Raw genomic sequence first — 20943 nt, forward strand, 5'->3', positions numbered from 1 at the left:
CAAACGTTCATGATCATGGTGGCCGTACCCATGCCCGCCCCCGCCCCCATAGCCGCTGACCAGCATGGACGCCAGAACTACAGCTGCCGTGTCAGTAGCGCGTATTACCCAGTGTGTCGGCGGCCCTCAGCGCCTTATCCGCAGCTGCTGAAAGGATTTTCGCGCTGTCCGGGAGGTTCACGAGAGAGTCAGCGGCCTTCAGGGCCTTGTCTGCGGCCCGCACAAGGGTCTTCGCGTTGTCCCCGAGGTTCACGAGAGAGTCAGCGGCGTCGGCGAGTGTGTTGGCGCTGTCCTCCAGGTTCTTGAGGGTGTCGGCGGCGTTGGCCAGCATGTTGGCGCTGTCTTCCAAGTTGGCGAAGGTGCGCGCTGACTTCTGGAGCGTGTTGATCCCGTCTTCGGAGATCCCAAAGCCATGGACTCTCGGGTCTGCCAGCTCTTTCATGACTGCCTTGAGCAAGGCTGCGACTTCCGGGGCAGTCTTGGCGAACTCGTCCAGAGCGGGCCCGATGCGGTCGACAAGCTCGCCCTGGGCGGCGGCGATCATCTCGCCGAGCTTGGTCGTGGTGAGTTCGCCGAGGCCAGCGAGCGCGTCCAGACCATCGGCCTCGCGGGCGTGCTTCCACCCCAATAGTGCCTCTACAGGGTAGTTGTCACTGTCGGGGCCATCGACTTCCTCATGATGGGGATTACACAACAGGATGAGGTTGTCGAAGCTGTTGCGCTCTTTCACCGACCATTTCGGCTCGAATCGCTTGCCACCTTCTTCGAAGGCCCGGATGTGAGCGATCTCCAGGTTGAGCCTGGGCGCGCCGTTAATCATGCGGACGGTGGGAACGTTGCAGTCGGGCCAGTAACAACCGCCGCGGGCCAGAGTCATGAGCGCGGCGATCGTGGCGTTGCTGTAGTAGCGGCGTGGCTTCTTGTCCACTGGGCCCTCCCCATTGATGACGGACACTTGCCGGGACCGTAGCGACGGGCACTGACAAGGATCGGCGCCCGCGTCGCTTGAAGGTCGTCTTCCAGCCACTGGTCGCGTCGTCACGTGAGAGCCGTGCGCTACCGCTCGGAAGTGCAGTTTCGGCTGCCGGTCAAGAGGGTTCGTGCGTAGGCGGAATGAGCCCGTAGGAGTTTGACAGCCCTGTCGGTGCCATCGTGGACGAAGGGGAGAACGACCAACGCTGGTACAGCGGCGATGGTGACGAGCAAGAGCGCAGGGGCCACCAGCGCAAAGATCGCAATGCGCTGGGTGGCCGACAGGGCGCGGGGCGGGATAGCAAGCACGGAAACCGTGGCCTCCTGGAACTCGGAATGACTGGAGACCTCAGGCTGCACACTGGTGCGATTGTCCGTCCGGCGGGAAGGATGTCACCGCAGGTGAGGCGCGGACAACTCCCCGGGTTGTCCACGGACAGGGGGGCTAATGGCGTCGGCAGGGCGTAGGTACGGGCGGTTCAAGGGTCAGACCGAGAGCGCGAACGAGCTGGCCGACTGGCTGCGTCAGCGCACTCGCGGCAGGACACTGCGTCAGTTGGAGCAGGAGTTCGGCACCGCAAGAACCGTCTGGAGTGACTACCTGTCTGGGGCGAAACTCATCCCCGCTGACCTCCTTGATCGGCTCGTAGCGGCGCTGGTGCGGGAGCCGCGGCTTCGGGCTCGGATGCGGGAGGAGGCCAGAGCTCTACGCTCAGCTGCTGCGCGGCCCCCTCAGGTGCGCGAGTTGTCACGTCAGCGCTCGCGGTCAGGGCCGGAGCACGTGAACGCATTGCAGCACCAGTTGACGGATGCCCTCGAACGTCAGTTGGAAGCTGAGCGCGCACTGTACCGGTCGAGTCAGCTGGTCCAGACCCTATTAACCATGATCGCTTGGCTTCAAGGGCAGTGTTCCGTTCTGACCGCAGAACGCGATCGTGCACTGCAGGGAAATCACGCTCAGGCACTCGTTCACACACGCAGCGAGTTGGAGCAGGCGAATCAGCAACTGGTGCGGACCCAGGGAGAACTCGCGCGAGCCCGTCGTGAACGAGCGACCGCTGAGGAGATCAAGGTGGCCGCACAGCAAGCGGCGGAGGTTTACCGAAAAGCACTGGAGGCTATCCAGTGCAGCGAGGCCGGGGAGCGGCATGACACGGGAGACCGGATGCCGCAGGTGGCAGTCGCTCCTGCCGAGCCGTCGTTGCAAGATTACGCGGCCGTACTGGACAGCGTCTCGAGTGAGCTCGACAGCCAGCACCAAGACCTGGCGGATCTTCAGGCCCGTGTTGGGATGCCAGCCAGTGAGGACGCGGACGGGCACATCGTGCAGGGCGTTGTTCTTGCCGATCCGGTAGCGCTGGCGGAGCCGGGTGACAGCGTGGTTGTCCGTGCGTTGGCCGCGGACAACGCGGACAACTCACGGGCCATGCCGGCCGAGGCCGGGGGCCCGCCGCCGGGCGCCAGGTGGGACGAATGGTTCGAGCGCCTCAGTCCGGAGGAGCAACGGGCCGAGCTGCGCCTCAGAAGGGCAGGCGATGAGCGGCATCGCTCGGACACGATCGCCTTGCAACGCAGTCTGCTTCCGCGCCAGATCCCGCAGATCGACCATCTGGATGTCTTCGCCTATTACCGGTCGGGGGCAGAGGAAAACTCGGCCGGGGGTGACTGGTACGACGTCATTCCCACCGGCGGCGGCCAGGTCGCCCTCACAGTCGGCGATGTGATGGGCACCGGCATGCGCGCGGCGGCGATCATGGGACAGTTCCGCTCCGCCGTGCGTGCGTATGCCCGCCTCGACCTCCCGCCGGGGGATGTCCTCGCTCTCCTGAACGGACTCGCCGACGAGATCGACGCCGACTTCATGATCGCTACTTGCTTCTATGCCGTCTTCGATGCTCAGCATGAACAACTCCGCTACGCATCGGCAGGACACCTCCCGCTCTTGATCCGCATGCCGGACGGCGAGGTCATGTGCAGCCAAGAGAAGGCCTCGCCCCCTCTGGGAGTGGACAAGTTGCCGTACGAGACGTTCTCAGTGCCCCTCGTCCCGGGTGCCACCGGCATGCTCTACACAAACGGTCTTTTGGACTACGCGATCAATGCCGCCGGCCGCAGAGCAGGTGACATCGGGGAGGGCCTCGAAAAGCTGATGCACAGTTTTGAGCGGGCGTCGGGATCGTGCCAGGCCATCCACGAGCAGGTTCTAGACACGCTGGGGGCTTCTGAAGAACGCGACGATGACCTCGTCATGCTCACGTTCCAATCTCCGTCGGCCTTGGACAAGGATGCGCCGCGCAGCGCGGCGCACACGTTGTCGCACAGGGGCACCATGGGAGGTGGCCCCCATGACGGTTCACTCGAAGACGCGGAAGAGTTCACGGTCGAGACGTTGAGGAGATGGGGCATAAGCGACGAGGACAGCACGCGCATCGGGCCGGCCGTTCGGTACCTCGTGAAGCATGCCGTAGAGCAGGGCCTGGTGCCGGTGCACGTCTATCTACGCCTCACCAGACGGCACCTGATCATCCAAGTTGAGGACGCCAGCGACACGATGCCCCGGCGGAAGGGCAACAAATTGCAGGACGATGACCTGGAAAGCGCCCTGGCAAAACTGCGTCCTGCGACGTCGCAGTGGTATTGGGGTGCTCGGCGTCAGGCAGACACAGGAAAAGTGATCTGGATCGACATGGATCTCCCTCTCCGTTGGTCAACACCCTGACGGTGCCCGCTTGGGGATCGCTATGTATGGCCGAGCGCGTGATGTTGTCTTCGCCGAAGGCCCAGTGGGCCCGCTCCCCTCGGTGGGAAACCGGCCCTGTCCCCGTGCAATGGAAGCTCTTAGCCTGACCGGCATGACGATCAAAGACGTGTCTCTGATGCATCACGATGGTGCGGAAGCCGCCCTGCTGCTGGATGAGTTGTGTGACGTGTACGCGGACGCGTACGGGGTGAAGCCGGGTGAGGAGAAGACGGCCGCGTTCCGTCGGCGGGCGGAGAGGCAGTTCACGCGGCCCGGCTTCGCGCTGGTGACGGCGCGGGAGGAAGGCCATCTGGTCGGGTTCGTTTTCGGCTACACGCTCCCGGCCGGGGATACCCACTGGTGGGGCGGTGTGCAGCCGGAGCCCACGGCGGAGTTCTTGGAGGAGACCGGGTCGCGGACGTGGGTGCTGTCGGAGATCGAGGTGCGGCGGGCCTGGCAGGCCAAGGGTGTGGGCCGGGCGCTGCATGACGCGGCGCTGGGCGGGCGGGGCGAGGGACGGTCGACGCTGGCGACGGGTCCGGATGCTGCGGCGCAGCGGGTGTATGAGTCCTGGGGGTGGCGGCGGGTGGGCCGGATTCCCGGGGACGAAGGGGACTACTACTCGGCCTACGACTTGTTCGTGCTGGAGTTGCCAGTCAGCCGGTAGTGGGCCAGGAGGTCGTCGAGTGTGCGGACGGCCCGGCTGCGCTGCCAGGGGGTGAGGGAGGTGCGGAGGTCGGCGATTCGCTGGGTGATGCGCGGGGAGCGGTTGACGCCGGAGATGGTGGCGATGGCGCCGACGATGGTGCTGGCCTCGGCGATGTCACCCTGCTGGAGGTGGGCCTGGCTCTGCAGGGCGAGGGTGTGGGCGTAGTTGTGCACGTTGGTGGGGTCGATCATGGGCAGTGACGTGCGGGCTGCGGCCAGGGCCTTCTCCGGGGTGTCGAGGACGAGGGCGCATTCGGCGCTGGTGCCCCAGTAGAAGGACTCGTCGTAGAAGTACCACCAGGAGGCGAGCGGGGTGCCGGCGACCATGTCGCGCACGGCGCCGAGTTCTTGTTCGAGGGCGCGCTGGGCCTTGTCGTGCTGCTGGGCGGCAGCGAAGGCGCGGGCGGCGACGTCGGCGGCGTAGCCGAGGGCGGCCGGGCTTTCGGTCTGGGCGGCCCAGGCCTGGGCGGCGATGGCGTGGTCGATGCCGACGCGGGGTTTGTTCTGCCAGGTGGCCAGCTGGCTCATGGTGCACAGGACGTAGGTGACGAGTTCGGTGTTCTCCGCGTCGTGGGCGGCGGTGCGGGCGTCGTCGTAGTAGTACTGGGCGGCCCGGTAGTCACCGAGGTTGTACAGCTGCCAGCCGACCATCTGGCTGAGCTCGGCGTACACGGTCAGCACCCGGGGGCGGAGGTCTTCAGGGGCGGTGGCGACAAGGTCGGCGATGACGTGGCGTTGGGCGAGGGCGGTCTGCAGGGCGATCTGCGGGCCGAGGACGTCGCCCTGGCGGCGGTAGTGCTGCAGCACGCGTTCGGCGTGGGTGACGGTGGCCAGGTCAAGGCGGCTGGGGTCGTCGAGGACGGCGGCGACGCGGTCGCGTTCGTCGGCGTCGGCGATGTCCAGCAGGGGCGCCGCGGCGGCCACGGTGAGCGCAGTGCTGATCTTCAGGAGCAGTTCGCGGCGGTTGAGCCCAGGATTGGCCTGCTGTACCCACATGATCAGTGCCTGTGCCAGTTCCTCGAAGCGTACGTCGTGCAGCCGGTGGACCAGGGTGCCGGCAAGCTGCGGGGTGAGTAAGAGCGGTTCGGCGGCCAGGCCGTCGAGGAGGTCGGCGCCGACTGCGGGAGCGGGGCTTGCTGGGGCCGGTGGCGGGTGCGGCGGCGGGTGGCCGTGGTGGGGGAGGTCGGCGAGCAGGTCGGCCACGGAGCATTCGTAGAGCTGGGCGAGCCGGTCGAGGGTGTCGAGCGAGGGGGCGTGTCCGGTGCTGGCGGGCCAGAGCTCCCAGGTGGAGATGTTCTTGAAGGTCTTGGGATCGTCCGGCCAGCGCTGGTTCCACAGCTCGGCGACCTGGCGTTGGCTCAGGCCGCGGGCCAGCCGGGGCGCCACACGGGCGTTGACCCGGTAGCGGTGCCGGACGGCGGCGGCTGCCTCGGGCCAGGTCTTTCCGGCCGCTCGCAGCTCGGTGGCGAACTGCACCTGTTCCTGCCTGCGGCTCCGGGGTCTTGCTGCCACCCAGCCCCCTCTCGGCCGTGTGTGGATCGCACCTTATTCAGCACGGTAGCGCGGCGCGGGGCGCGTCAACACGCGTGTGTTCTTTCCCGGTTGAACCGGGAGATCGCGGCCGCATGTTGGCGGCTGGACGGGATGGCCCTGCGTACTGCGACGGCGCAACAGTTGGGGCTCCGCTTCACTAGCGAACTTGGTTCGCGGTGTCGCCCGTTCCTGCCGACGTGCCTCGGGGTGATGCAGCGTCATGCGACTGACTACCCATACCGATCCTGGCCTCACACCGGCCGGTTCCCCCTCCGCCACGGTCCGAGCCATGGAGATAAGCATCGCCGCGGACAGGGCGCTGGTCGCCGAGGTGCGGCACACGGTGCGGGCGGCGCTCGCGTCCTGGGACGCAGGTGCTATCGCCGACGACATGGCGGTGGTGGCGTCCGAGCTGACGTCCAACGCGCTCAAGCACGCCGGCGGTGAGGCCACGGTGCGGCTGCGGCTGCGGCTGGAGAAGGGCCAGGCGCTGCTGGAGGTCGATGACAGCTCCAAGTATCGGCCGGTGCCGCGCCGGGTCGGCGCGGAGGCCGAGGAGGGCCGCGGCCTGCTCTTGGTGAAGGCCTTGGCCTCCGAGTGGGGCTGGCGTTATCGCGAGGGCGGCGGCAAAACGGTGTGGGCGTCGCTTCCCGTATCCGCGGGGTGTGCGGCATGACGACACCTCCCTGCGGCAACGGGCCGCTGAGCGCCGTGGTCACGCAGCCGGGATTCTGGTGCGAGTGCCTGCTGACCTCCACGGAGTCGGACAACACGGTGCTGGTCGGCGCTTTCGACGCCTACACCGCTGGCGATGCGGTGCGCTGGATCCGCATCGCCGTGCGCATGTTGGTCTCCGTAGTCGATGCGGCCGAGGCCGAGCCGGTCCACGAGTGGCTGCTGTTCGGTTCGAAGCCCACCGCTGCCGTGCTGGAGCGCGGCGAGCCGTTCACCATCGGGCTGCGGCACGAGCAGGTGCAGCTGGCCTGGAGTGCGCGGCCCGTGTCCTTCCTGCCGCTGGCTCACCGCGTCGGCCGTGCGCTGCCGCCGTGCGCGCTGGAGTGGGCCCAGCCCGCAGCGCTGCGGGCGGCCCTGACGGTTTCGCAGAACCCCCATGTGCCCGCGCGCCGCTGATGCGGGCTGCCGAGTGCGAAGGAGTCATTCGTGAGCACAGCCGCTGCACATATCTCCCCAGGGCCGGTGCCGGAAGTGGCCGAGGTCTTCGCCTTCGCCCAGAACGAGATCCGCTCGGCCACCGCAGAACTGTGGCCTGGCGCCCGCGTGGAGTTCTCCTCCCACATCCCGAGCGTCACCGGCTACGTGCACCACATCCGGGTGGGCGGCCGGGAGTTGTACGCCAAGCACTCCTTCCTGGGGATGTCGCTGGTGTCGATCCTGCGCGGTGTCGCCGGTGACTGGGCCGAGGTGCAGCGCGACCAGGCCGTCTACATCCAGCGGCCGGATGCGCTGCTGATGCGGGAGGCCGCGCAGCTTCGGCTGCTGGCCGACCTGGGACGGCCCCGGGTGTGCGAGGTCGCCGGCCTTGCGCACGGGGTGCTGTTCACCGTGCCGGTGCCCGGCCCGACGCTGGCCGCGCTGCTCTTACATGACCCGGCGAGCACGGCCGCGTTGTTCGAGTCCGTCTTCGCCGACCTGCACCGGCTGCACCACTCGCGTACGGCTCAGCGGCTGGCTCCGGCCGGGGCGATCTGTGAGCGGAGCGTGGCGGCGACGTTCCAGCGGAAGTTCAACGGCATCAGCGGCCAGACCTACCTCAGCCGCCTGGGTGCCGAGCGGTGCGCCGAGGCCGACCGGGCCGAGGTGGCGGCCCTGCTGCGGGCGGTGGTCGCCCGGCTGCACCGGATGCGGCCGACCACGCTCGCACCGGGCCAGGCCGTGCTGACGTACGGCGATCTCAAGCCCGAGCACCTGGTGTTTCCCGACGGGCCCGGCGAGCGGCCGGTCCTCATCGATCCCGGTCTGTTGCGGGCGAGGTCCTCGGTGGACGCCGCCAAGCTGACCAGCCGCACCGTTCTCCTGCTCGCTTCCGCCCGCCCCGGCGCCACGGTGACCGAGGAGATCGCGGACGGGCTAGGGGCGTTCGCCGAGCAGAGGATGCGGCCGATGGCGCCCAAGGCGGCCCGCTCGTGGCTGCGTGAGCTGCTGATCGTTTGGCTGATGGACACCGTCAACATCCTCACCACCGTTCTGTCGGCGCCGGCGGTGCTGCCGCTGCCGCCGCACGGGGGCCGGCTGTTGGAGCGGGCCGTGGCGGTGTGCACCATGGCCGACCGCATCAGCACCGCGCTGGGCAGCGAACTGGACGTTCACCGCATGTGGGACACCGCGCTGGCCCAGGCGAAGGCGGTGGCCGAATGAGCCGGACACCCGCCGTGGACACCGTCGGCGTCGTCGGAGCGGGTGCGGTCGGCCAGTCCGTGGCCGCCGCGCTGTGCACGGCCGGCTTCAGCCGCCGCCTGGTGATCGTCAGTCGCACACCGGAACAGGCCAGCGCTCTGGCCGCGGACATCGACGACATGCGGCAGGCCACCGCGTCACCCGTGCACCCCCGCGCGGGCCGGGTGGCTGGCCTGGGCGACTGCCAGGCGGTGGTCATCGCCGTGCGGGCGTCCTTCACCAATACCCGCAGCACCGACGTCCGCATGGGCGGCGCGGTCGCCAACGCGCCCGCCATCGGCCAGCTGGCCGCCGCGCTGTACGGCTACACCGGGACCGTGCTGGTGGTGACCAACCCGGTCGACGTGATGAGCAGGCTGTTCGCTGAACTCTCCGGCTGTGAGCGGGTGTTCGGCATCGGCTCGAACCTGGACAGCGCCCGCTACCGCGCCGCCCTCGCCCGCCACCTGCACGTCCCGGCCGCCGCGGTGGCCGGGCACGTGATCGGCGAACACGGGGACGCCGCCGTGGTGTGCGCGTCCGCCACCACGGTCAACGACCAGCGGGTCCCCCTGCCGCTCCAGCAGCTCCGGGACGAACTCGCCGGGCGGGCCGCACGCATCAGCGCGGGCATCGGCCGCACCCGATCCGGGCCTGCCGGCGCCGTGCTCTCCGCCCTGCGCAGAACGCTCGCGGTGGACGACGGGGTCGAGGAGCTGTCCGCCCCGTACGGGAGCGGCTGGCTGGGAATTCCGTTGCGGTTCACCCGGGGCGAGCCCGTAGCGTGCCTGCCCTCTCTCGACGCGGCCGAGCAGCGGCAGTTCGCGGCGGCCGACACCAAGCTCCGCACCGCCTACCAGGCCGTGCGGTCCCTGCCCGAACTGGAATCTCCTGACAGCGAAAGGGCCTCATGAACACCCTCACCGCGACGCGGCTGCACGCCGCGGACGTCAACATCACGATGGTCAGCAACACCCAAGCGGTCACCGACTACGCGCGTCGCTACTTCGGCTCGTGGTGGAACGCCTTCGAGGTGCTACCCGCCGCGGTGTGCGCCGGCCCAGTGGTCTTCGCCGACGTCGATGCCGGCCAGTACGCCACGCTCCAGGCCCTGATGGAGACATGCCCGCACGAGGAGACCACCTACGCCAAGGCTGCCACCCTCGTGGCCCGCGACGCCGAGGGCACGATCACCGCGGTCAGCCCCACGCAGCAGCTGGCCTACCGGCACGAACCTGCCACCGGCCGCCTGTCCGTGATCGGCGCCGAGAGTGAGCCTGTGGCGCTGGCCGGAGCCCGGATCGCCCGGGATGCGATGCGGGGTCTGCTGCTGCGGGACGGCTGGACGCTGCTGCACGCCTCCGCCGTGACCGACAACTGCCGCACCGTACTGACCTTCGGCGACAAGGGCGCGGGCAAGACCACGACCGCGCTCGCCCTGGCGAATATGGGCTGGCAGCTGCTGGCCAACGACCGGATCTTCGTCCGGCCGGACGCCAAGGGCCAGCTGCAGGTCCTGCCCTGGCCCTCAGCTGCCGCGATCGGCCTCGGCCTGCTGGACGCGCTGGGCTGGTACGACGTCGCCCGCAAGCGCCTTGAGGCCGGCGACGCCCTCCACCCCACGCAACACCCGGACGTCACCGACGCTGTTCTGGCCGGGCGGCGCGAACCGCTGTGGGAGCCCGGCGGCAAGCGGGAGCGCAAGGTGCAGGTCTACCCCGACCAGTTCGCCGACTGGTTCGGCCTCAAGCTGGCCACCAGCGGCCTCGCCCAGGCCGTGCTGTTCCCGCAGATCCGGCGGGACGCCGCCCCGTCCGTCGAAGGCTGCCGCCGCACGCTCAGCGACGCCGACTTCATGCACGGCGCGACCGAGGACCGCTACCCCGACATCCTCGGCCTCGCCCAGGCCGGCGGCAGCGGTAGCAGTGACGCCCGCCAGAGCGTCGCCCACCACCTCGACAAGCTGCCCCACCACACCGTGGTCCTCGGTCACGACCTGGCGGCCAACGCCGCCTTCCTCCACCAGTTGCTCAGCGAGTAACCACGATCCCCCGCCGGGCGCCGGCCTCCCCGCGCCCGGCGGGACGCGCTCCGCCGACTCCCGGTCTTTGCGAAGAAGGGCAGCGGGATACGGCGGACACAAGGGGCGGGCGGCGGAGCAACCCCGACTCCCCGCCCGCCCCGCTCAGCACCAGGCGGGAAACTGGAAGTCCCTGTTGGTTCCTACGAATTGCTGCAGGATCTGACGGACGGCTGGAGGCGGTCTCCGTATCGCTAATTGCGGCTACGAGGTGCGCACGAACCACGCCACCTTCACGAGAACGCCGCCCGTCGCTCCGGGTCACAGCGTTAGCATCCGCAGGTTCTGACACTCGGGGGAAGGGCGGGCGGATGCTGCCGTTACGGAACAGGCTGGACCGCTGGAGGGCAAAGGCAGAGGACTTCCGGAGCGGGGCCTACAAAGACGAGATATACGACCGGTGTGTGCAGGCCGCGCTCCAGGAACCGGAGACAGCACGGCTGCTGGGAAAACGGGACGGCGTGACCTGGGACACCGTTTTCGAGCGGATGGGGACGGACCCGTATCGCCGCTACGCCACCATCGGGTGCCCGTCCACCGCCTTGGACGAGGCGGAGGAGAAGCTGGATGAGATCCACGACGAGTTGGAACGAGCGGCGGACGCGACAGCGTGGGACTGGCGGGTGGTCTGTTCCCTGATCGTGTTCGGGAGCTTGGCCGTACTCGTCTTCGGTGGCTTGCTCGCCTTCCTCGTGGCGGTTGTGGTCGCGGCAGCGGTGATGTTCACCTTGTTCCGGCGCGATACGGAGGCCTGGGTCCACCTGACAGCGTGCCTGGCGGCCGGGGTGTTGGGCATCGCGTGGCTGGTGCAACGCTTCAAGGTGGGAGTGTGTGCCGTCCGCTGGGGCGAAGACCTGGAGGATGAAGGCACCGGCCGGGTAGTGCCCGAGTTGGTCCAGCACATGCTGGGTGACGATTCCGATTCCTTGTTCATTCCGGACGATTACGACTGGGGCCTGCGTGCGCCGCGGGCGCCGGGCTTTGTCGTCGAGAACGGGGCCCGGCGGCAGCTGGAGCGCAAGCTGTCGCACATCGAGGACGGCACGATCGCCGTCTGCGGTCCGCGGGGTGCGGGCAAGACGACGCTGCTGGAGCAGGTCGTGAAGAAGGCCGGCTTCGGTGTGATCGTCCAGGCTCCGGCCACCTACACCCCGCACGACTTCCTGCTGTCGCTGTCAGTGCGGCTGTGCGAGAAGTACATGCGGGACAAGGGCTACGCGCCGCCCGATCTCACACGGCTGTCTCCGGCACGCAAGCTGTTGCGGGGAGTGAAGTCCCAGGCCAAGCGACTGGGACGGTGGAGTTCGTTCGCGGTGCCCGCCGCCGCCCTGCTGGTGCTGGGCCTGTCCGCCTCGGTGCGCTCCCTGTATGCGCAGTACGCCGCATCCGTCGCCGGCTTCGTACGCGTGCATGCCGCCTCGATCCGCGATGACGCGATGGACATCTGGCAGGGCCACGCAGTCATCGCCAGTATCGCCGTCGCCATCGCCGGAATCGCCTGGTGGAAGATGCGGCATGAGGACTGGCTGCCACGTCTGCTGGGACGGCTGTGGGTGCGCGGCAGCGAAATTCTCGGCGGTCTCCTGCCCGTGGTGTCGATCGCGACGGTGTTGCTGGACGGTCAGATCCGTCGGCAGATCCTGCACCTGTACCGCACCCAGCACGAGGCGCTGATCCGAACCGCCGCCTGCACCGCAGGGCTGGCGCTCCTGTGGTGGCTCCTTCGCCTGGCCCGCGACGCCGACATCGAGTTCCCGCTGGGCAGGTGGCATGTCTCCTTGGAGACGTGGTTCCGCCTCCTGGCCGCCGGAGCCGGGGCATCCCTGCTGGTGTACCTCATCGACAACCCGCAGACGCACGCCCTCCTGTCGGACCCCGAGAACCCGCTGAGGCTCGCCGGCGTCATCACAGGAGTCCTGCTGTCCAAAGCGGGAAGCTGGAGTCCGCGGCCGGAGGAACCGGAACTGGTAATCCAGTGCCGCAACCACCTCTACCGTCTCCAGACGATCCAGCAGTCCACGCACGGACTGACCACCGGCGGCGCTGCCCAGTTCCTCAGCCTGGGCAGCAACCACGCCACGTCTGTCTCCACCATCCCGCCGAACTACCCGGAACTGGTGGAAGAGTTCCGGGGCCTGCTCAGGCGCATCGCCGATGAGAAAGTCGGGCAAGGCAAGACCGTCGTGATCGCCATCGACGAGGTGGACCGCCTCGGCACGGACAGCCAGGCCCTGGCGTTCCTCCGGGAGATCAAGGCGATCCTGGGTGTGCCCCTGGTCCACTACCTGATATCGGTGGCCGACGACGTGGGGGCCGCGTTCGTTCGGCGGGGGCTGCCGCACCGGGACGTCACCGACAGCTCGCTCGATGACATCCTCCACGTCCAGCCCAGCACCCTGAAGGAGTCACGGACCATCCTCGCCAAGCGCTCCCAGACGCTGAATGACCCTCACATCATGCTTGCCCACGCCTTGTCGGGCGGCATCCTGCGTGACCTGCTCCGTTACGGCCTGCAGATGCGGGAAATGCAGGACAAGGCCCAGTCGTTCGAGCTCACCCACATCTCCCGCCACCTCGTCCTGGAGGAGCTGGCGGAGACGTTCGCCGGCTTCCGGACTCTGCTGAGCAAGCAGCGCTGGACCCGCGAGACCAGCGATGTGCTCGCTTCTTTCCGCACTCTGAGCGACTATCTGCGCGACCCCTGCCCGTGCACACAGGCCGAGGTGCTGCACACGCTGGAGCAGTTCGCCTTCTACTCTCACGGCACCCGGCCGGACACGCCGGCCGCCGACGGCGAACCGAGCACGGCAGCCAGACAGGAGCTCACCGGCGACGCCCGTGAGCTCATCGACGAAGCATCCACGTACGCGTACTTCTCGCTCACGCTGCTCGACGTCTTCAGCACCGACAGGCTCGAACACCGCACTCAACTGGCAGCTGAGCAGGGCCCGGACGGCGACCCGGAGCGGCTTGCCGACGCACGCCGGGAACTCGGCATCTCGCCCTACAGCGCCCGTCCCATGATCGACACCGTCCGCAAAGCCTGGTCCCTGCCGCTGGGGCCGAACACCAACAGCCCCGCCCCGCCGCCACCCGTGAACTGCCCACGCCACAACCGCACGCAATAGCCCCCACTTGCCTGGGCGGCGCACGCAGCACAGGCATGCCCTGGAGGCTTCAGCGCCCGCGGACGTCCTGGGCGGCCTCGTGCGCGCGGCGGAGCTGGTCGGTGAGGTTCGTGGCGGTGGTGGCGGCCTCGCCGATGACGCGGGCCACGGCAGTGGCGTCATCCCGGTCGCGGGCCGTCCGCTCCACAGCGGCGGAAGCCTGCAGCAGGACCTGGGGCAGGTGCTCGGCGAGCTCGTGGAAATCGCGCAGAAGGCGGGCCGCACTGCGGGGACTGTCGAACTCGGCCTTACCGCTTTCGAGGTCCTGGGCGATCTCCCGCAGGGTCTTCGCGGCATCCCGTGACAGCGGGCTGGGGTCGTACGGCACCGGCTCGTTCCTCCAGATCACGGCGGGCGGAGACCCCAGTCTGCCGCCTTTGACCTGCCCGTATAGCCAGACCGGCGAAGTTGGCGGGCAGGAAGCGAACCAGGTCTCCGACACATCCCCTGAGTGACATTACTCATGTGTCCGCCGAAGAGCTTCAGGCCGGTGCCGTCGCCGATCTGAGCGAGTTCACGGACCATCTGGCCTATCTGGCATAGTCCAGATAGGCCAGAGAACCGGCGATCACGACGCTGCGGCACGATGCGCCGTGCGCCGGAAACAGGATCGTTCAGGGAGTGGCCACCGTGGCAGACGCCGAAGGACAGCAGCGCGTGATCACCGCCGAGGAGTGGCGGGATGCGGAGCTGATCTGGGACTACCACCAGATGCACCACGAGCTGCGGCCGTGCTCGGCCGGGATCGGCTTGGGCAGCCACGATCTCGGGGTCGCCTCACACACCGTGGACCTCTACCGAGAGGGCCTGTTCCCCGTGATCGTGTTCACCGGTGGCAACAGCCCGACGACGAAGGTGCGCTTCCCCCGGGGCGAGGCGGTGCACTACCGCGAGCACGCGCTGGAACTCGGCGTGCCCAAGGAGGCGGTGCTGGTGGAGCCGAAGGCGGCGAACACCGGGCAGAACGCCGTCTTCTCCCGCCAGGTGCTGGCCGAGGCCGGGATCGTGCCGGAGTCGGTGCTGGTGGTGTGCAAGCCGTACGAGGAGCGCCGCTCGTACGCGACGTTTCGGAAGGTGTGGCCCGACGTGGACGTGGTGTGCGCGTCGGAGCCGGTGGGACTGGCCGCATACGCCGAGGGGATCGGGGACGCGAAGCTGGTCATCGACATGCTGACAGGCGCGCTGCAGCGGGTGATGGTGTATCCCGAGCAGGGCTTCACCATCCCCCAGGACGTCCCGGAGGACGTGACCTCGGCCTTCAAGCGGCTGGCCGATGCCGGCTTCGACAGCCGTCTCCTGCCCCGCTGACCTGTCCGCGTACGCCGGTGCCCCGTGAAGACGACGCGCTTCACGGGGCACCGGCGTACGCGGACGGCTGTCACCGGGTCGGACCATCTCCTGCTTCCGGCGGGCTGCCCGTCGCAGCCTCGGCTTTGGCGATCATCCGAAGGCCCGTGGCATGGAGGGTTTCGTCGCCATGGCGGTCGTTCTCCTGCCGCAGTTTCCGCAGGGCATCTGCGTAGGCGATACCGCGCAGTTCAGCAAGGCGCACCGCGTCCTTGTTCCTTCCCACTGTTCCTCCGGATTGTCCTTGTACTGGCGCGGGCGGGGACGTCTCACTCCGCCAGGCCGAGGGCCTCCGCGCGGGCGCTGTTGTCGAGGGTGTCCGCCCAGGTGGTGTAGGCGGTGCGGGCTTGGTCGGCGCTGAGCCCTGTGGCTGTGGCGATCTCGCTCCAGGTACGGCCGTGCTGCAGGGCCCGGCGCATCAGGGGCGGCTGTTCGTCTTCGAGCTGCACGGTGATCGCGGTGCCCAGGACCAGGGCGGCGATCGCGTCGGAGCCGTCCGCGGTGACGGCCTCCTGCGGCGGCAGGCCGCGGACGGTGCCCGCGAGGCGGTCCTGGTGCCGCTGGCGGCGGTGGGCCATCTCGGTCACGTCGGCGGACGGCACGTCGCCGGGTGCGGTCAGTTCGGCCACGTCGAGCGCGCGGGGTTTTCCTTCACTGGTCATGGTTGCTGCCTTTCGGCCTGGTCACGGGCGGAGTCGGGCATCTGGAAGCTGTAGCTCCAGCTGAAGCGGCTGGCGGCATGGACGCCGAGGGCGTACTCGATCACGGTCTCGTCGGCGGTGTAGGTGGTGCGTTTGAGGATTACGACCGGTTCGCCGGGCGGCAGCTCCAGCTGCTCTGTCTCGGCGGGGGTGGGCATGCGGGCCCGCAGTTCCTCGGTCATGTGGTCGGGTTCCAGGCCGAGTTCGTAGAACACGCGGAAGCCCCCGCCCTTCCCGGCCGGGCCGGGGGTGGGGTCGACGAGCCGGGTGCCCTCGACGTGGCTGGGCCGGTAGAAGCTGGTCAGGGTGTGGGTGGGCTGGCCCTTCTCCTTCACTAGGCGGGCGCGTGCGTAGACCTCCGAGCCCTCCGGGATGCCCAGGGCGGCGGCGATCTCGCGGGTGGCCGGCACCCGGCTGACGGTCTGGGTCTGGTCGCTGCGGTTGTACTCGCGGCCCGAGGCAACCCGATCGGCAATGAACGCCACCTCGTCGTTGTCACGCCATTTCGCCTTGTCGTAGCGCTGGATCCCGAGGCGTTTGAGCGGCGGGCGGTCGCGGGCGTAGACGCCGCCGCCCTGCCTGCTGGTGACCAGTCCGGCGTTCTTCAGCCGGAGGATCGCCTGGCGCACGGTCTCGCCTGTCACCTCGTACTTCGCCACCAGCTCACGCGTGGTCGGGAGCTTTTCCCCCGGCTCGATGGCGCCGGATTCGATCTCCGCTCTGAGATCGTCGGCGATCCGCTGCGCTCCGCGCGGCCTCGGGTCCTGTGCCGTCATGCGCTCAGCGTAGAGCACCTTCACTAGGCAAGTCACGACAACTTCACTAGTGAACTCTTGACGAGGTTGCCGATCTCCGCCTACGGTCGATCTCACCAACTTCGCTAGTGAAGTCGGCGGGATGTTGGGGCTGTTTTGCCCTGCGTCCGTAGCTCTGCCTTGCCCGGAACGCGCAAAAGGACCCCTGATCTCCTTCGACCGATCTCAGGGGTCCTCGCGCGGAAAGCCCACCCGATTCGAGGAGTGACTTCCGCATGCCCAAGCCTACGAGTGTGCCTGCCGCCGCGGTACGGCGTTCGCCCGGTTCGTTACTGCGACTGCCGTTCGGCGCTGTGCCCGTGGACGAGGAGGGCCGTACCCGGGCCGCGTGCACGGGGCTCGACACGCAGATCTTCTTCGCCCGTCCGTCCGAGCTGGACCAGCAGCCCAACAAGGGCGAACGGTCGGCGCTGGCGGTGTGCGCCGTGTGCCCGGCGGCCGTCCGCGCGGTGTGCCTGGAGCGGGATCTGGCCCAGTCGGAGCTCACGCGGATCAACGGGGTCTTCGGCGGGTTGCGCCAGGAGGAGCGGCGCCAGATGTTCCGGGCCCGCCAGGCCACCGGGAACGGGGGTGCGGCGTGAACGCGCAGATGCCCGAGCTGGACCCGCGCTCGCGGGAGTTGCTGGAGCCGGTGTTCCCGGAGCTGGTCGAGTACATGCGGATGGCGTGGAACGGCCTGTCCGCCGCGTCCCCGGCCGCGCGCCGGGTCGAGGCCGCGGAGAGTGCCCGCACCCTGCTGTCCGAGGCCATCACGTTGCCGCTGAAGGAGATGGACGCCGACGCGCTGGTGATGGCGATCCTGCAGCTGCGGGCCGGTCTGGCCCGTCTGCTGGCCGCCACCATCCCGGCCGCCGTCCCGCCCGCGCCGTCCGCCGGCACCGTGCTGGACGACGCCGACATGGTCGCCCATCTGCTCGATCTGATCAGCGACGCCGCCCCGCTGGACGCCGACGTGGCCGTCCATGTCGGCCGGCCGCTGCCCGCCCAGCTCATCGACACCCTCGCCCAGGCGATCCATGCGCCCGGGCTGCGGACGAGTGGCGACTACCTGGAGGCCCGCGGTATCTGCGGCAGCTCCACCATTCACATCACCGCGCTGACCAGCGGGGGTGCGTGATGGCGTTCTTCGGGCTGTTCGGAAACGACCGGCAGATGGCCGCCACCACGTACGTGGGCAAGGAGTCCGCCACCCAGAAGCGGCAGCGCGTGGAGGCCCAGCGTTCGGCGCGGCGCCGTGAGCGCCACCACCGCAGCGCCACCCAGGCCGACCGCACCGGCTGGAAGTGGGCCGACAAGGAGCGCCAGAGGCAGGAGGGCCGATGACCCGCATGCGCACCTGGCAGGCGGCCATCGGCCGGGCCGAGCAGGCCCGGCAGGACGCCACCGCCGCAGAGCAGGCCACCGCACGTATGAAGCAGGCCCTGAGCAGGTCGGATGCGGCCCGGGCCGCCGACCGTCTGGCCGCCACCTGGACACAGCAGGAAGAAGACCCCCGGTGATCGAGCACGACCGCGTACCGAACATCCCGGGCGCCCACCGCGCCCACCTTCTCATCGACACCCCGGCGGGAGAGCCGACGGCCGCCGACGTCCTGGAGGCGGCCCACGCCGAGGCGAGCGATCTGCTGGCCGCCTCCCGCCGTGAGGCCCAGACGCTGCGGCGGGAAGCGGCCACCGCAGCGGCTCAGGCCGAGGCCGACGCCGAGGGCGCCCAGCAGCGCAAACTCATCGCCGACCTGCACGCCGAGCAGTCCCACCAGGCGGCCGAGAAGCAGATCACCGTCGCCCGGACGGTCCTGGCCCAGGCCCGCGAGGCGGCCGAGGAGATCCTGGCCGACGCCCGCACGACGGCCGCGCGGGTGCGGGAGGCCGGCCAGCAGGAGCTGCGCCGTATCGAGGACGAGGCCGAGACGCTGCGGGGGCAGGCCGATGCCCGGGCCCGCCGTCGTGAGCAGGACGCTGAATCCTTCCGCCAGGCCACGGAGGAGGAGGCCACCCGGCTGCTGGAGGACGCCCGGCGCCGGGCCGAGACCCTGGTGGACGACGCCCGAAGGCAGGCCGAGGACACCGGCCGGAAGGCGGACGCCGTCCTGGCCAAGGCCCGCCTCGGCAAGGACGAGGCGGACGAACTGCTGGAGCAGGCCCACGCCGAGGCCGAGCAGCGTCAGGAACGCGGCGAGAAGCTGACGAAGAAGCTGCCGACGTTCGCCCTGTTCGCCGCCATCGGGCTGACCGCGTCGGGCGAATGGTCCCTGGCCGTGCTGGTCGGCTTCCCGCTCCTGGTGGCACCGCTGCTGCCGATCGCGATCGACGTGTACGTGGTCGCCGCCTTCCGGCGTCACCGCGACACGTTCACCGCCATCAGCCTGATGGTGATCGCGAACGTGCTGGTCCACCTCGCCGAGGCCGGACTGTTCGGCGTCACCGGCACCGGTGACGACGTGAAGCCCACCTGGTGGCTGGTCGCCCTCGTCGTCTCCATCGGACCGTTCGTGCTGTGGCGGGTCCACGCGCTGCGCGAGCACCCCGCCACCGCTGCCGAACCGGCCGCGCCCCCTGCCCCGGACGTGCAGGCACAACCGGTCGCGCCCGCCGCCGTACCGCCCGCCCTGCCACCCGGTACCGGCACCGGTAATCCAGGCGGTGACAGCACGACTACCGGTGCCGGTAACCCGGGCGGTGAAACCCCGGCAACCAGTGGCGGTAACTCCGCACCGGTTACCGGTGGCTCGAACGGTAACGGCAGCGGTAATGCCGCCGGGTCCGCCGCCGGTAACCCGGCCTCCGCTACCGGTGGCGGCCCGTCCGGCAGGCCCGGTGCGGCGGGCGGCAACCGCCAGCGCCGTACCGACCGCCGGGCGACGCGGACGGCCGATGTCGGCGGGGCGCGCGCGGCCGGGCGCGAGGAACTGCGCGATGCGGTGCGTGAACGGATCACCGCTCTGCTCGCCGACGGTCAGACGCCGTCGCCCACCGAGCTCGGCCGCGAGTTCAAGGCGGACGCGGAGTGGGTGCGCAACCAGATCCGTGCGGTGAAGAAGACCCTCGCGGACCAGCCGGCCGCGGTCGCGGCAACGGACGAGGGGGCCTGATGTTCTTCCGGCGTTCCCACCGGCCCGCCGTTCGGCTGGTCCTTCCCCGCCTCCGGTCCCGCCGCCCGCTGCCTCCGGTGCCGCCGCTGCCCGAGGGCTGGCAGCCCGAGCCGCTGGCCGGCGCCGAGCCGGACGCGGACGAGATCAAGGTGCGTGAGCGGCTGCTGGCCCTGCTTGGGGAGGCCGTGCGATGGCCCCGATGAACAAGAACAACGCTGGCGAGCCGTGGTGGGCCGACGGGCAGAGGGCGGAGCCGACCCGGGTGGGCTGCTGCTCCGTCTGCCCGGTGGCCTCCGGCTGCCCGCTGCGCTCGCTGAGCGCGGTGCGGTGCGCGGTGACCGGCGACCAGCCGCCCCCGCCGCCGCCCGTCATCACCCCGGACCTGGCCGAGGCCGTCGGCTACGAACCGACGGTGGCCATGGCCGAGACGGTGAGCTGGGCGGACGTCACCGCGGCCGTCGCCGAACGGTCCCCCAGCCGTGGCAGGGAGGGCAATGACCCGGACTGGGGGCGGCTGCAGCCCGTCCGCAACCTGCTGTCCATCGCGGTGGTCAGTTTCCTGCCCGTCGGCGGCACCACCGCCGCCCGCTGGGTCGCGGACAGCATCGCCAGCGGCGGCATCACCGCCCCCGTCCTCACCCCGCTCGGCTTCGTCCTCGCCGGTACCGGCGCCGTCTTCCTCGGCCAGCTCGTCCCGGGCTTGCCCGGCTTCGTGTGCGAACTGGCCTGGAAGGCGCTGGCCTTCACCGGCCGAGGCCTGGTGCGCCTGGTGCGTTCGCCCCGCGGCTGGATCATCACCCGCCCCGCGCTGTGGGCCGCCGGAATCGGCGTCCTGATCGTCTCCTGGCGCGCTGCCACCCACTTCCTGACTGGAGCTTCCTGACCATGTTCGCCAACTCCCCCGCCAACGCCGGTTTCGGCGCCCTGGTCTTCGGCGCCGTCGCCACCGTCGCGATCATCGCCGGGTTCAAGTACAAGCTGCTGCGCAACAAGAAGACGCTGATCTTCGTCGGCTTCTTCATGCTGCTGATCACCGTGAACTCCGGCGGCTTCCTCGGCGAGATCGCCGGTGCCCTGCGCCACGGCATGAACGTCGCCGGGCAGCAGGCCGTGGACAAGACCGCCGGAGCGACGGTGACCGCCAACCCGCCCCGCACCGCGGTCACCCCGGTCTCCGCAGGCGGTGCGGCCATCGGCCTGACCGGGATCACCTGGTACGTCATCAAGCTCATCGCGGCCCGCGGCAAGCCCAAGGACTGGAAGGAAATGGTCGGCGGCACGCTCGTGGCCGTCTGCTACGGCACCAGCCTCGGCTTCATGGGGTGGATCGTCAGCGCCACCACGCTGACCGGCAACAACATCGGCCTGTACGTCTTCGGCGGCTGATCTGTCGGC

The 20943-nt window shown here is 69.5% G+C and carries 23 protein-coding genes; 17 read left to right on the plus strand and 6 right to left on the minus strand.

What is annotated here, in order from left to right:
* Positions 1-91 precede the first annotated feature (91 nt).
* Positions 92-928 carry an HNH endonuclease signature motif containing protein gene (locus tag AB0Q90_RS33575; protein ID WP_363162308.1) on the minus strand — a complete coding sequence of 279 codons (837 nt, stop codon included), beginning with the start codon at positions 926-928 and terminating at the stop codon, positions 92-94.
* An 825-nt stretch (positions 929-1753) separates the two neighbouring features.
* On the opposite strand from AB0Q90_RS33575, the gene AB0Q90_RS33580 reads away from it, so the two are divergent.
* Complete coding sequence (locus tag AB0Q90_RS33580) at positions 1754-3691, plus strand: PP2C family protein-serine/threonine phosphatase (protein ID WP_363162309.1); 1938 nt, start codon at positions 1754-1756, stop codon at positions 3689-3691.
* 133 nt (positions 3692-3824) lie between these two features.
* The gene (locus AB0Q90_RS33585; RefSeq protein ID WP_363162310.1) at positions 3825-4379 is read left to right on the plus strand and encodes a GNAT family N-acetyltransferase; all 555 of its coding nucleotides are present in this window, start codon (positions 3825-3827) and stop codon (positions 4377-4379) included.
* Here the strand turns inward: AB0Q90_RS33585 and AB0Q90_RS33590 are convergent.
* Entirely contained in the window at positions 4340-5932 is a 1593-nt protein-coding gene (locus AB0Q90_RS33590) for a helix-turn-helix transcriptional regulator (RefSeq protein WP_363162311.1), read from the minus strand. The genes AB0Q90_RS33585 and AB0Q90_RS33590 overlap by 40 nt on opposite strands.
* Positions 5933-6242: 310 nt before the next feature.
* Between AB0Q90_RS33590 and AB0Q90_RS33595 the strand changes: the two genes are divergently transcribed.
* The 6 genes from AB0Q90_RS33595 to AB0Q90_RS33620 all read left to right on the plus strand — a co-directional run bounded on the left by AB0Q90_RS33595 (position 6243) and on the right by AB0Q90_RS33620 (position 13555).
* Complete coding sequence (locus tag AB0Q90_RS33595) at positions 6243-6629, plus strand: ATP-binding protein (protein WP_363162312.1); 387 nt, start codon at positions 6243-6245, stop codon at positions 6627-6629.
* Complete coding sequence (locus tag AB0Q90_RS33600) at positions 6626-7084, plus strand: hypothetical protein (RefSeq protein WP_363162313.1); 459 nt, start codon at positions 6626-6628, stop codon at positions 7082-7084. The genes AB0Q90_RS33595 and AB0Q90_RS33600 overlap by 4 nt, the downstream gene beginning before the upstream one ends.
* A 30-nt stretch (positions 7085-7114) precedes the next feature.
* On the plus strand, positions 7115-8329 hold the full coding sequence (locus AB0Q90_RS33605; RefSeq protein WP_363162314.1) for a hypothetical protein: 1215 nt from the start codon (positions 7115-7117) through the stop codon (positions 8327-8329).
* Entirely contained in the window at positions 8326-9261 is a 936-nt protein-coding gene (locus AB0Q90_RS33610; RefSeq protein WP_363162315.1) for an NAD(P)-binding domain-containing protein, read from the plus strand. Before AB0Q90_RS33605 ends, AB0Q90_RS33610 begins: the two co-directional genes overlap by 4 nt.
* Positions 9258-10388, plus strand: coding sequence for a hypothetical protein (locus AB0Q90_RS33615; protein WP_363162316.1), 1131 nt, complete (start codon positions 9258-9260; stop codon positions 10386-10388). The genes AB0Q90_RS33610 and AB0Q90_RS33615 overlap by 4 nt, the downstream gene beginning before the upstream one ends.
* Positions 10389-10831: 443 nt before the next feature.
* Positions 10832-13555 carry a hypothetical protein gene (locus AB0Q90_RS33620; protein WP_363162317.1) on the plus strand — a complete coding sequence of 908 codons (2724 nt, stop codon included), beginning with the start codon at positions 10832-10834 and terminating at the stop codon, positions 13553-13555.
* Between the two features lie 49 nt (positions 13556-13604).
* On the opposite strand, the gene AB0Q90_RS33625 is transcribed toward AB0Q90_RS33620, so the two are convergent.
* On the minus strand, positions 13605-13943 hold the full coding sequence (locus AB0Q90_RS33625; protein WP_365734034.1) for a hypothetical protein: 339 nt from the start codon (positions 13941-13943) through the stop codon (positions 13605-13607).
* Positions 13944-14224: 281 nt separating this feature from the next.
* Here AB0Q90_RS33625 and AB0Q90_RS33630 point away from each other — a divergent pair, with 281 nt between their 5' ends.
* The gene (locus tag AB0Q90_RS33630) at positions 14225-14902 is read left to right on the plus strand and encodes a YdcF family protein (protein WP_363162319.1); all 678 of its coding nucleotides are present in this window, start codon (positions 14225-14227) and stop codon (positions 14900-14902) included.
* 70 nt (positions 14903-14972) lie between these two features.
* On the opposite strand, the gene AB0Q90_RS33635 is transcribed toward AB0Q90_RS33630, so the two are convergent.
* From AB0Q90_RS33635 to AB0Q90_RS33645, 3 genes are read right to left on the minus strand one after another with little or no spacing between them, the layout of a single operon-like run.
* Positions 14973-15167, minus strand: a complete 195-nt coding sequence (locus tag AB0Q90_RS33635) for a hypothetical protein (RefSeq protein WP_363162320.1) — start codon at positions 15165-15167, stop codon at positions 14973-14975.
* 43 nt (positions 15168-15210) lie between these two features.
* Positions 15211-15603, minus strand: coding sequence for a hypothetical protein (locus AB0Q90_RS33640; RefSeq protein ID WP_363162321.1), 393 nt, complete (start codon positions 15601-15603; stop codon positions 15211-15213).
* The gene (locus AB0Q90_RS33645) at positions 15600-16418 is read right to left on the minus strand and encodes a GntR family transcriptional regulator (RefSeq protein WP_363162322.1); all 819 of its coding nucleotides are present in this window, start codon (positions 16416-16418) and stop codon (positions 15600-15602) included. Before AB0Q90_RS33645 ends, AB0Q90_RS33640 begins: the two co-directional genes overlap by 4 nt.
* 332 nt (positions 16419-16750) lie before the next feature.
* Here AB0Q90_RS33645 and AB0Q90_RS33650 point away from each other — a divergent pair, with 332 nt between their 5' ends.
* Genes AB0Q90_RS33650 through AB0Q90_RS33685 form a run of 8 tightly spaced genes read left to right on the plus strand, consistent with a single transcriptional unit; the run spans position 16751 to position 20934 of the window.
* Positions 16751-17038 carry a WhiB family transcriptional regulator gene (locus AB0Q90_RS33650; RefSeq protein ID WP_363162323.1) on the plus strand — a complete coding sequence of 96 codons (288 nt, stop codon included), beginning with the start codon at positions 16751-16753 and terminating at the stop codon, positions 17036-17038.
* Positions 17035-17574: a hypothetical protein gene (locus AB0Q90_RS33655; RefSeq protein WP_363162324.1), complete on the plus strand. Its 540-nt coding sequence runs from the start codon at positions 17035-17037 to the stop codon at positions 17572-17574. The genes AB0Q90_RS33650 and AB0Q90_RS33655 overlap by 4 nt, the downstream gene beginning before the upstream one ends.
* The gene (locus AB0Q90_RS33660) at positions 17574-17780 is read left to right on the plus strand and encodes a hypothetical protein (protein ID WP_363162325.1); all 207 of its coding nucleotides are present in this window, start codon (positions 17574-17576) and stop codon (positions 17778-17780) included. Before AB0Q90_RS33655 ends, AB0Q90_RS33660 begins: the two co-directional genes overlap by 1 nt.
* The gene (locus tag AB0Q90_RS33665) at positions 17777-17956 is read left to right on the plus strand and encodes a hypothetical protein (protein WP_363162326.1); all 180 of its coding nucleotides are present in this window, start codon (positions 17777-17779) and stop codon (positions 17954-17956) included. The genes AB0Q90_RS33660 and AB0Q90_RS33665 overlap by 4 nt, the downstream gene beginning before the upstream one ends.
* Complete coding sequence (locus tag AB0Q90_RS33670) at positions 17953-19548, plus strand: hypothetical protein (RefSeq protein ID WP_363162327.1); 1596 nt, start codon at positions 17953-17955, stop codon at positions 19546-19548. The genes AB0Q90_RS33665 and AB0Q90_RS33670 overlap by 4 nt, the downstream gene beginning before the upstream one ends.
* Positions 19548-19751 carry a hypothetical protein gene (locus tag AB0Q90_RS33675; protein ID WP_363162328.1) on the plus strand — a complete coding sequence of 68 codons (204 nt, stop codon included), beginning with the start codon at positions 19548-19550 and terminating at the stop codon, positions 19749-19751. Before AB0Q90_RS33670 ends, AB0Q90_RS33675 begins: the two co-directional genes overlap by 1 nt.
* Entirely contained in the window at positions 19748-20431 is a 684-nt protein-coding gene (locus AB0Q90_RS33680; RefSeq protein ID WP_363162329.1) for a hypothetical protein, read from the plus strand. Before AB0Q90_RS33675 ends, AB0Q90_RS33680 begins: the two co-directional genes overlap by 4 nt.
* A 2-nt stretch (positions 20432-20433) precedes the next feature.
* A complete protein-coding gene (locus AB0Q90_RS33685; RefSeq protein WP_363162330.1) occupies positions 20434-20934 on the plus strand; it encodes a hypothetical protein in 501 nt (166 codons plus the stop codon).
* The last annotated feature ends 9 nt before the right edge of the window (positions 20935-20943 follow it).

Source organism: Streptomyces sp. NPDC079141 (genome assembly GCF_040686775.1).
Classification (GTDB): domain Bacteria; phylum Actinomycetota; class Actinomycetes; order Streptomycetales; family Streptomycetaceae; genus Streptomyces.

Bases quoted from the DNA above. Each gene is read 5' to 3' on its own strand.
- AB0Q90_RS33585 (WP_363162310.1), top strand. From the start codon at position 3,825: ATGACGATCAAAGACGTGTCTCTGATGCATCACGATGGTGCGGAAGCC.
- AB0Q90_RS33595 (WP_363162312.1), top strand. From the start codon at position 6,243: ATGGAGATAAGCATCGCCGCGGACAGGGCGCTGGTCGCCGAGGTGCGG.
- AB0Q90_RS33600 (WP_363162313.1), top strand. From the start codon at position 6,626: ATGACGACACCTCCCTGCGGCAACGGGCCGCTGAGCGCCGTGGTCACG.
- AB0Q90_RS33610 (WP_363162315.1), top strand. From the start codon at position 8,326: ATGAGCCGGACACCCGCCGTGGACACCGTCGGCGTCGTCGGAGCGGGT.
- AB0Q90_RS33615 (WP_363162316.1), top strand. From the start codon at position 9,258: ATGAACACCCTCACCGCGACGCGGCTGCACGCCGCGGACGTCAACATC.
- AB0Q90_RS33640 (WP_363162321.1), bottom strand. From the start codon at position 15,603: ATGACCAGTGAAGGAAAACCCCGCGCGCTCGACGTGGCCGAACTGACC.
- AB0Q90_RS33645 (WP_363162322.1), bottom strand. From the start codon at position 16,418: ATGACGGCACAGGACCCGAGGCCGCGCGGAGCGCAGCGGATCGCCGAC.
- AB0Q90_RS33660 (WP_363162325.1), top strand. From the start codon at position 17,574: ATGGCGTTCTTCGGGCTGTTCGGAAACGACCGGCAGATGGCCGCCACC.
- AB0Q90_RS33665 (WP_363162326.1), top strand. From the start codon at position 17,777: ATGACCCGCATGCGCACCTGGCAGGCGGCCATCGGCCGGGCCGAGCAG.
- AB0Q90_RS33675 (WP_363162328.1), top strand. From the start codon at position 19,548: ATGTTCTTCCGGCGTTCCCACCGGCCCGCCGTTCGGCTGGTCCTTCCC.
- AB0Q90_RS33680 (WP_363162329.1), top strand. From the start codon at position 19,748: ATGAACAAGAACAACGCTGGCGAGCCGTGGTGGGCCGACGGGCAGAGG.
- AB0Q90_RS33685 (WP_363162330.1), top strand. From the start codon at position 20,434: ATGTTCGCCAACTCCCCCGCCAACGCCGGTTTCGGCGCCCTGGTCTTC.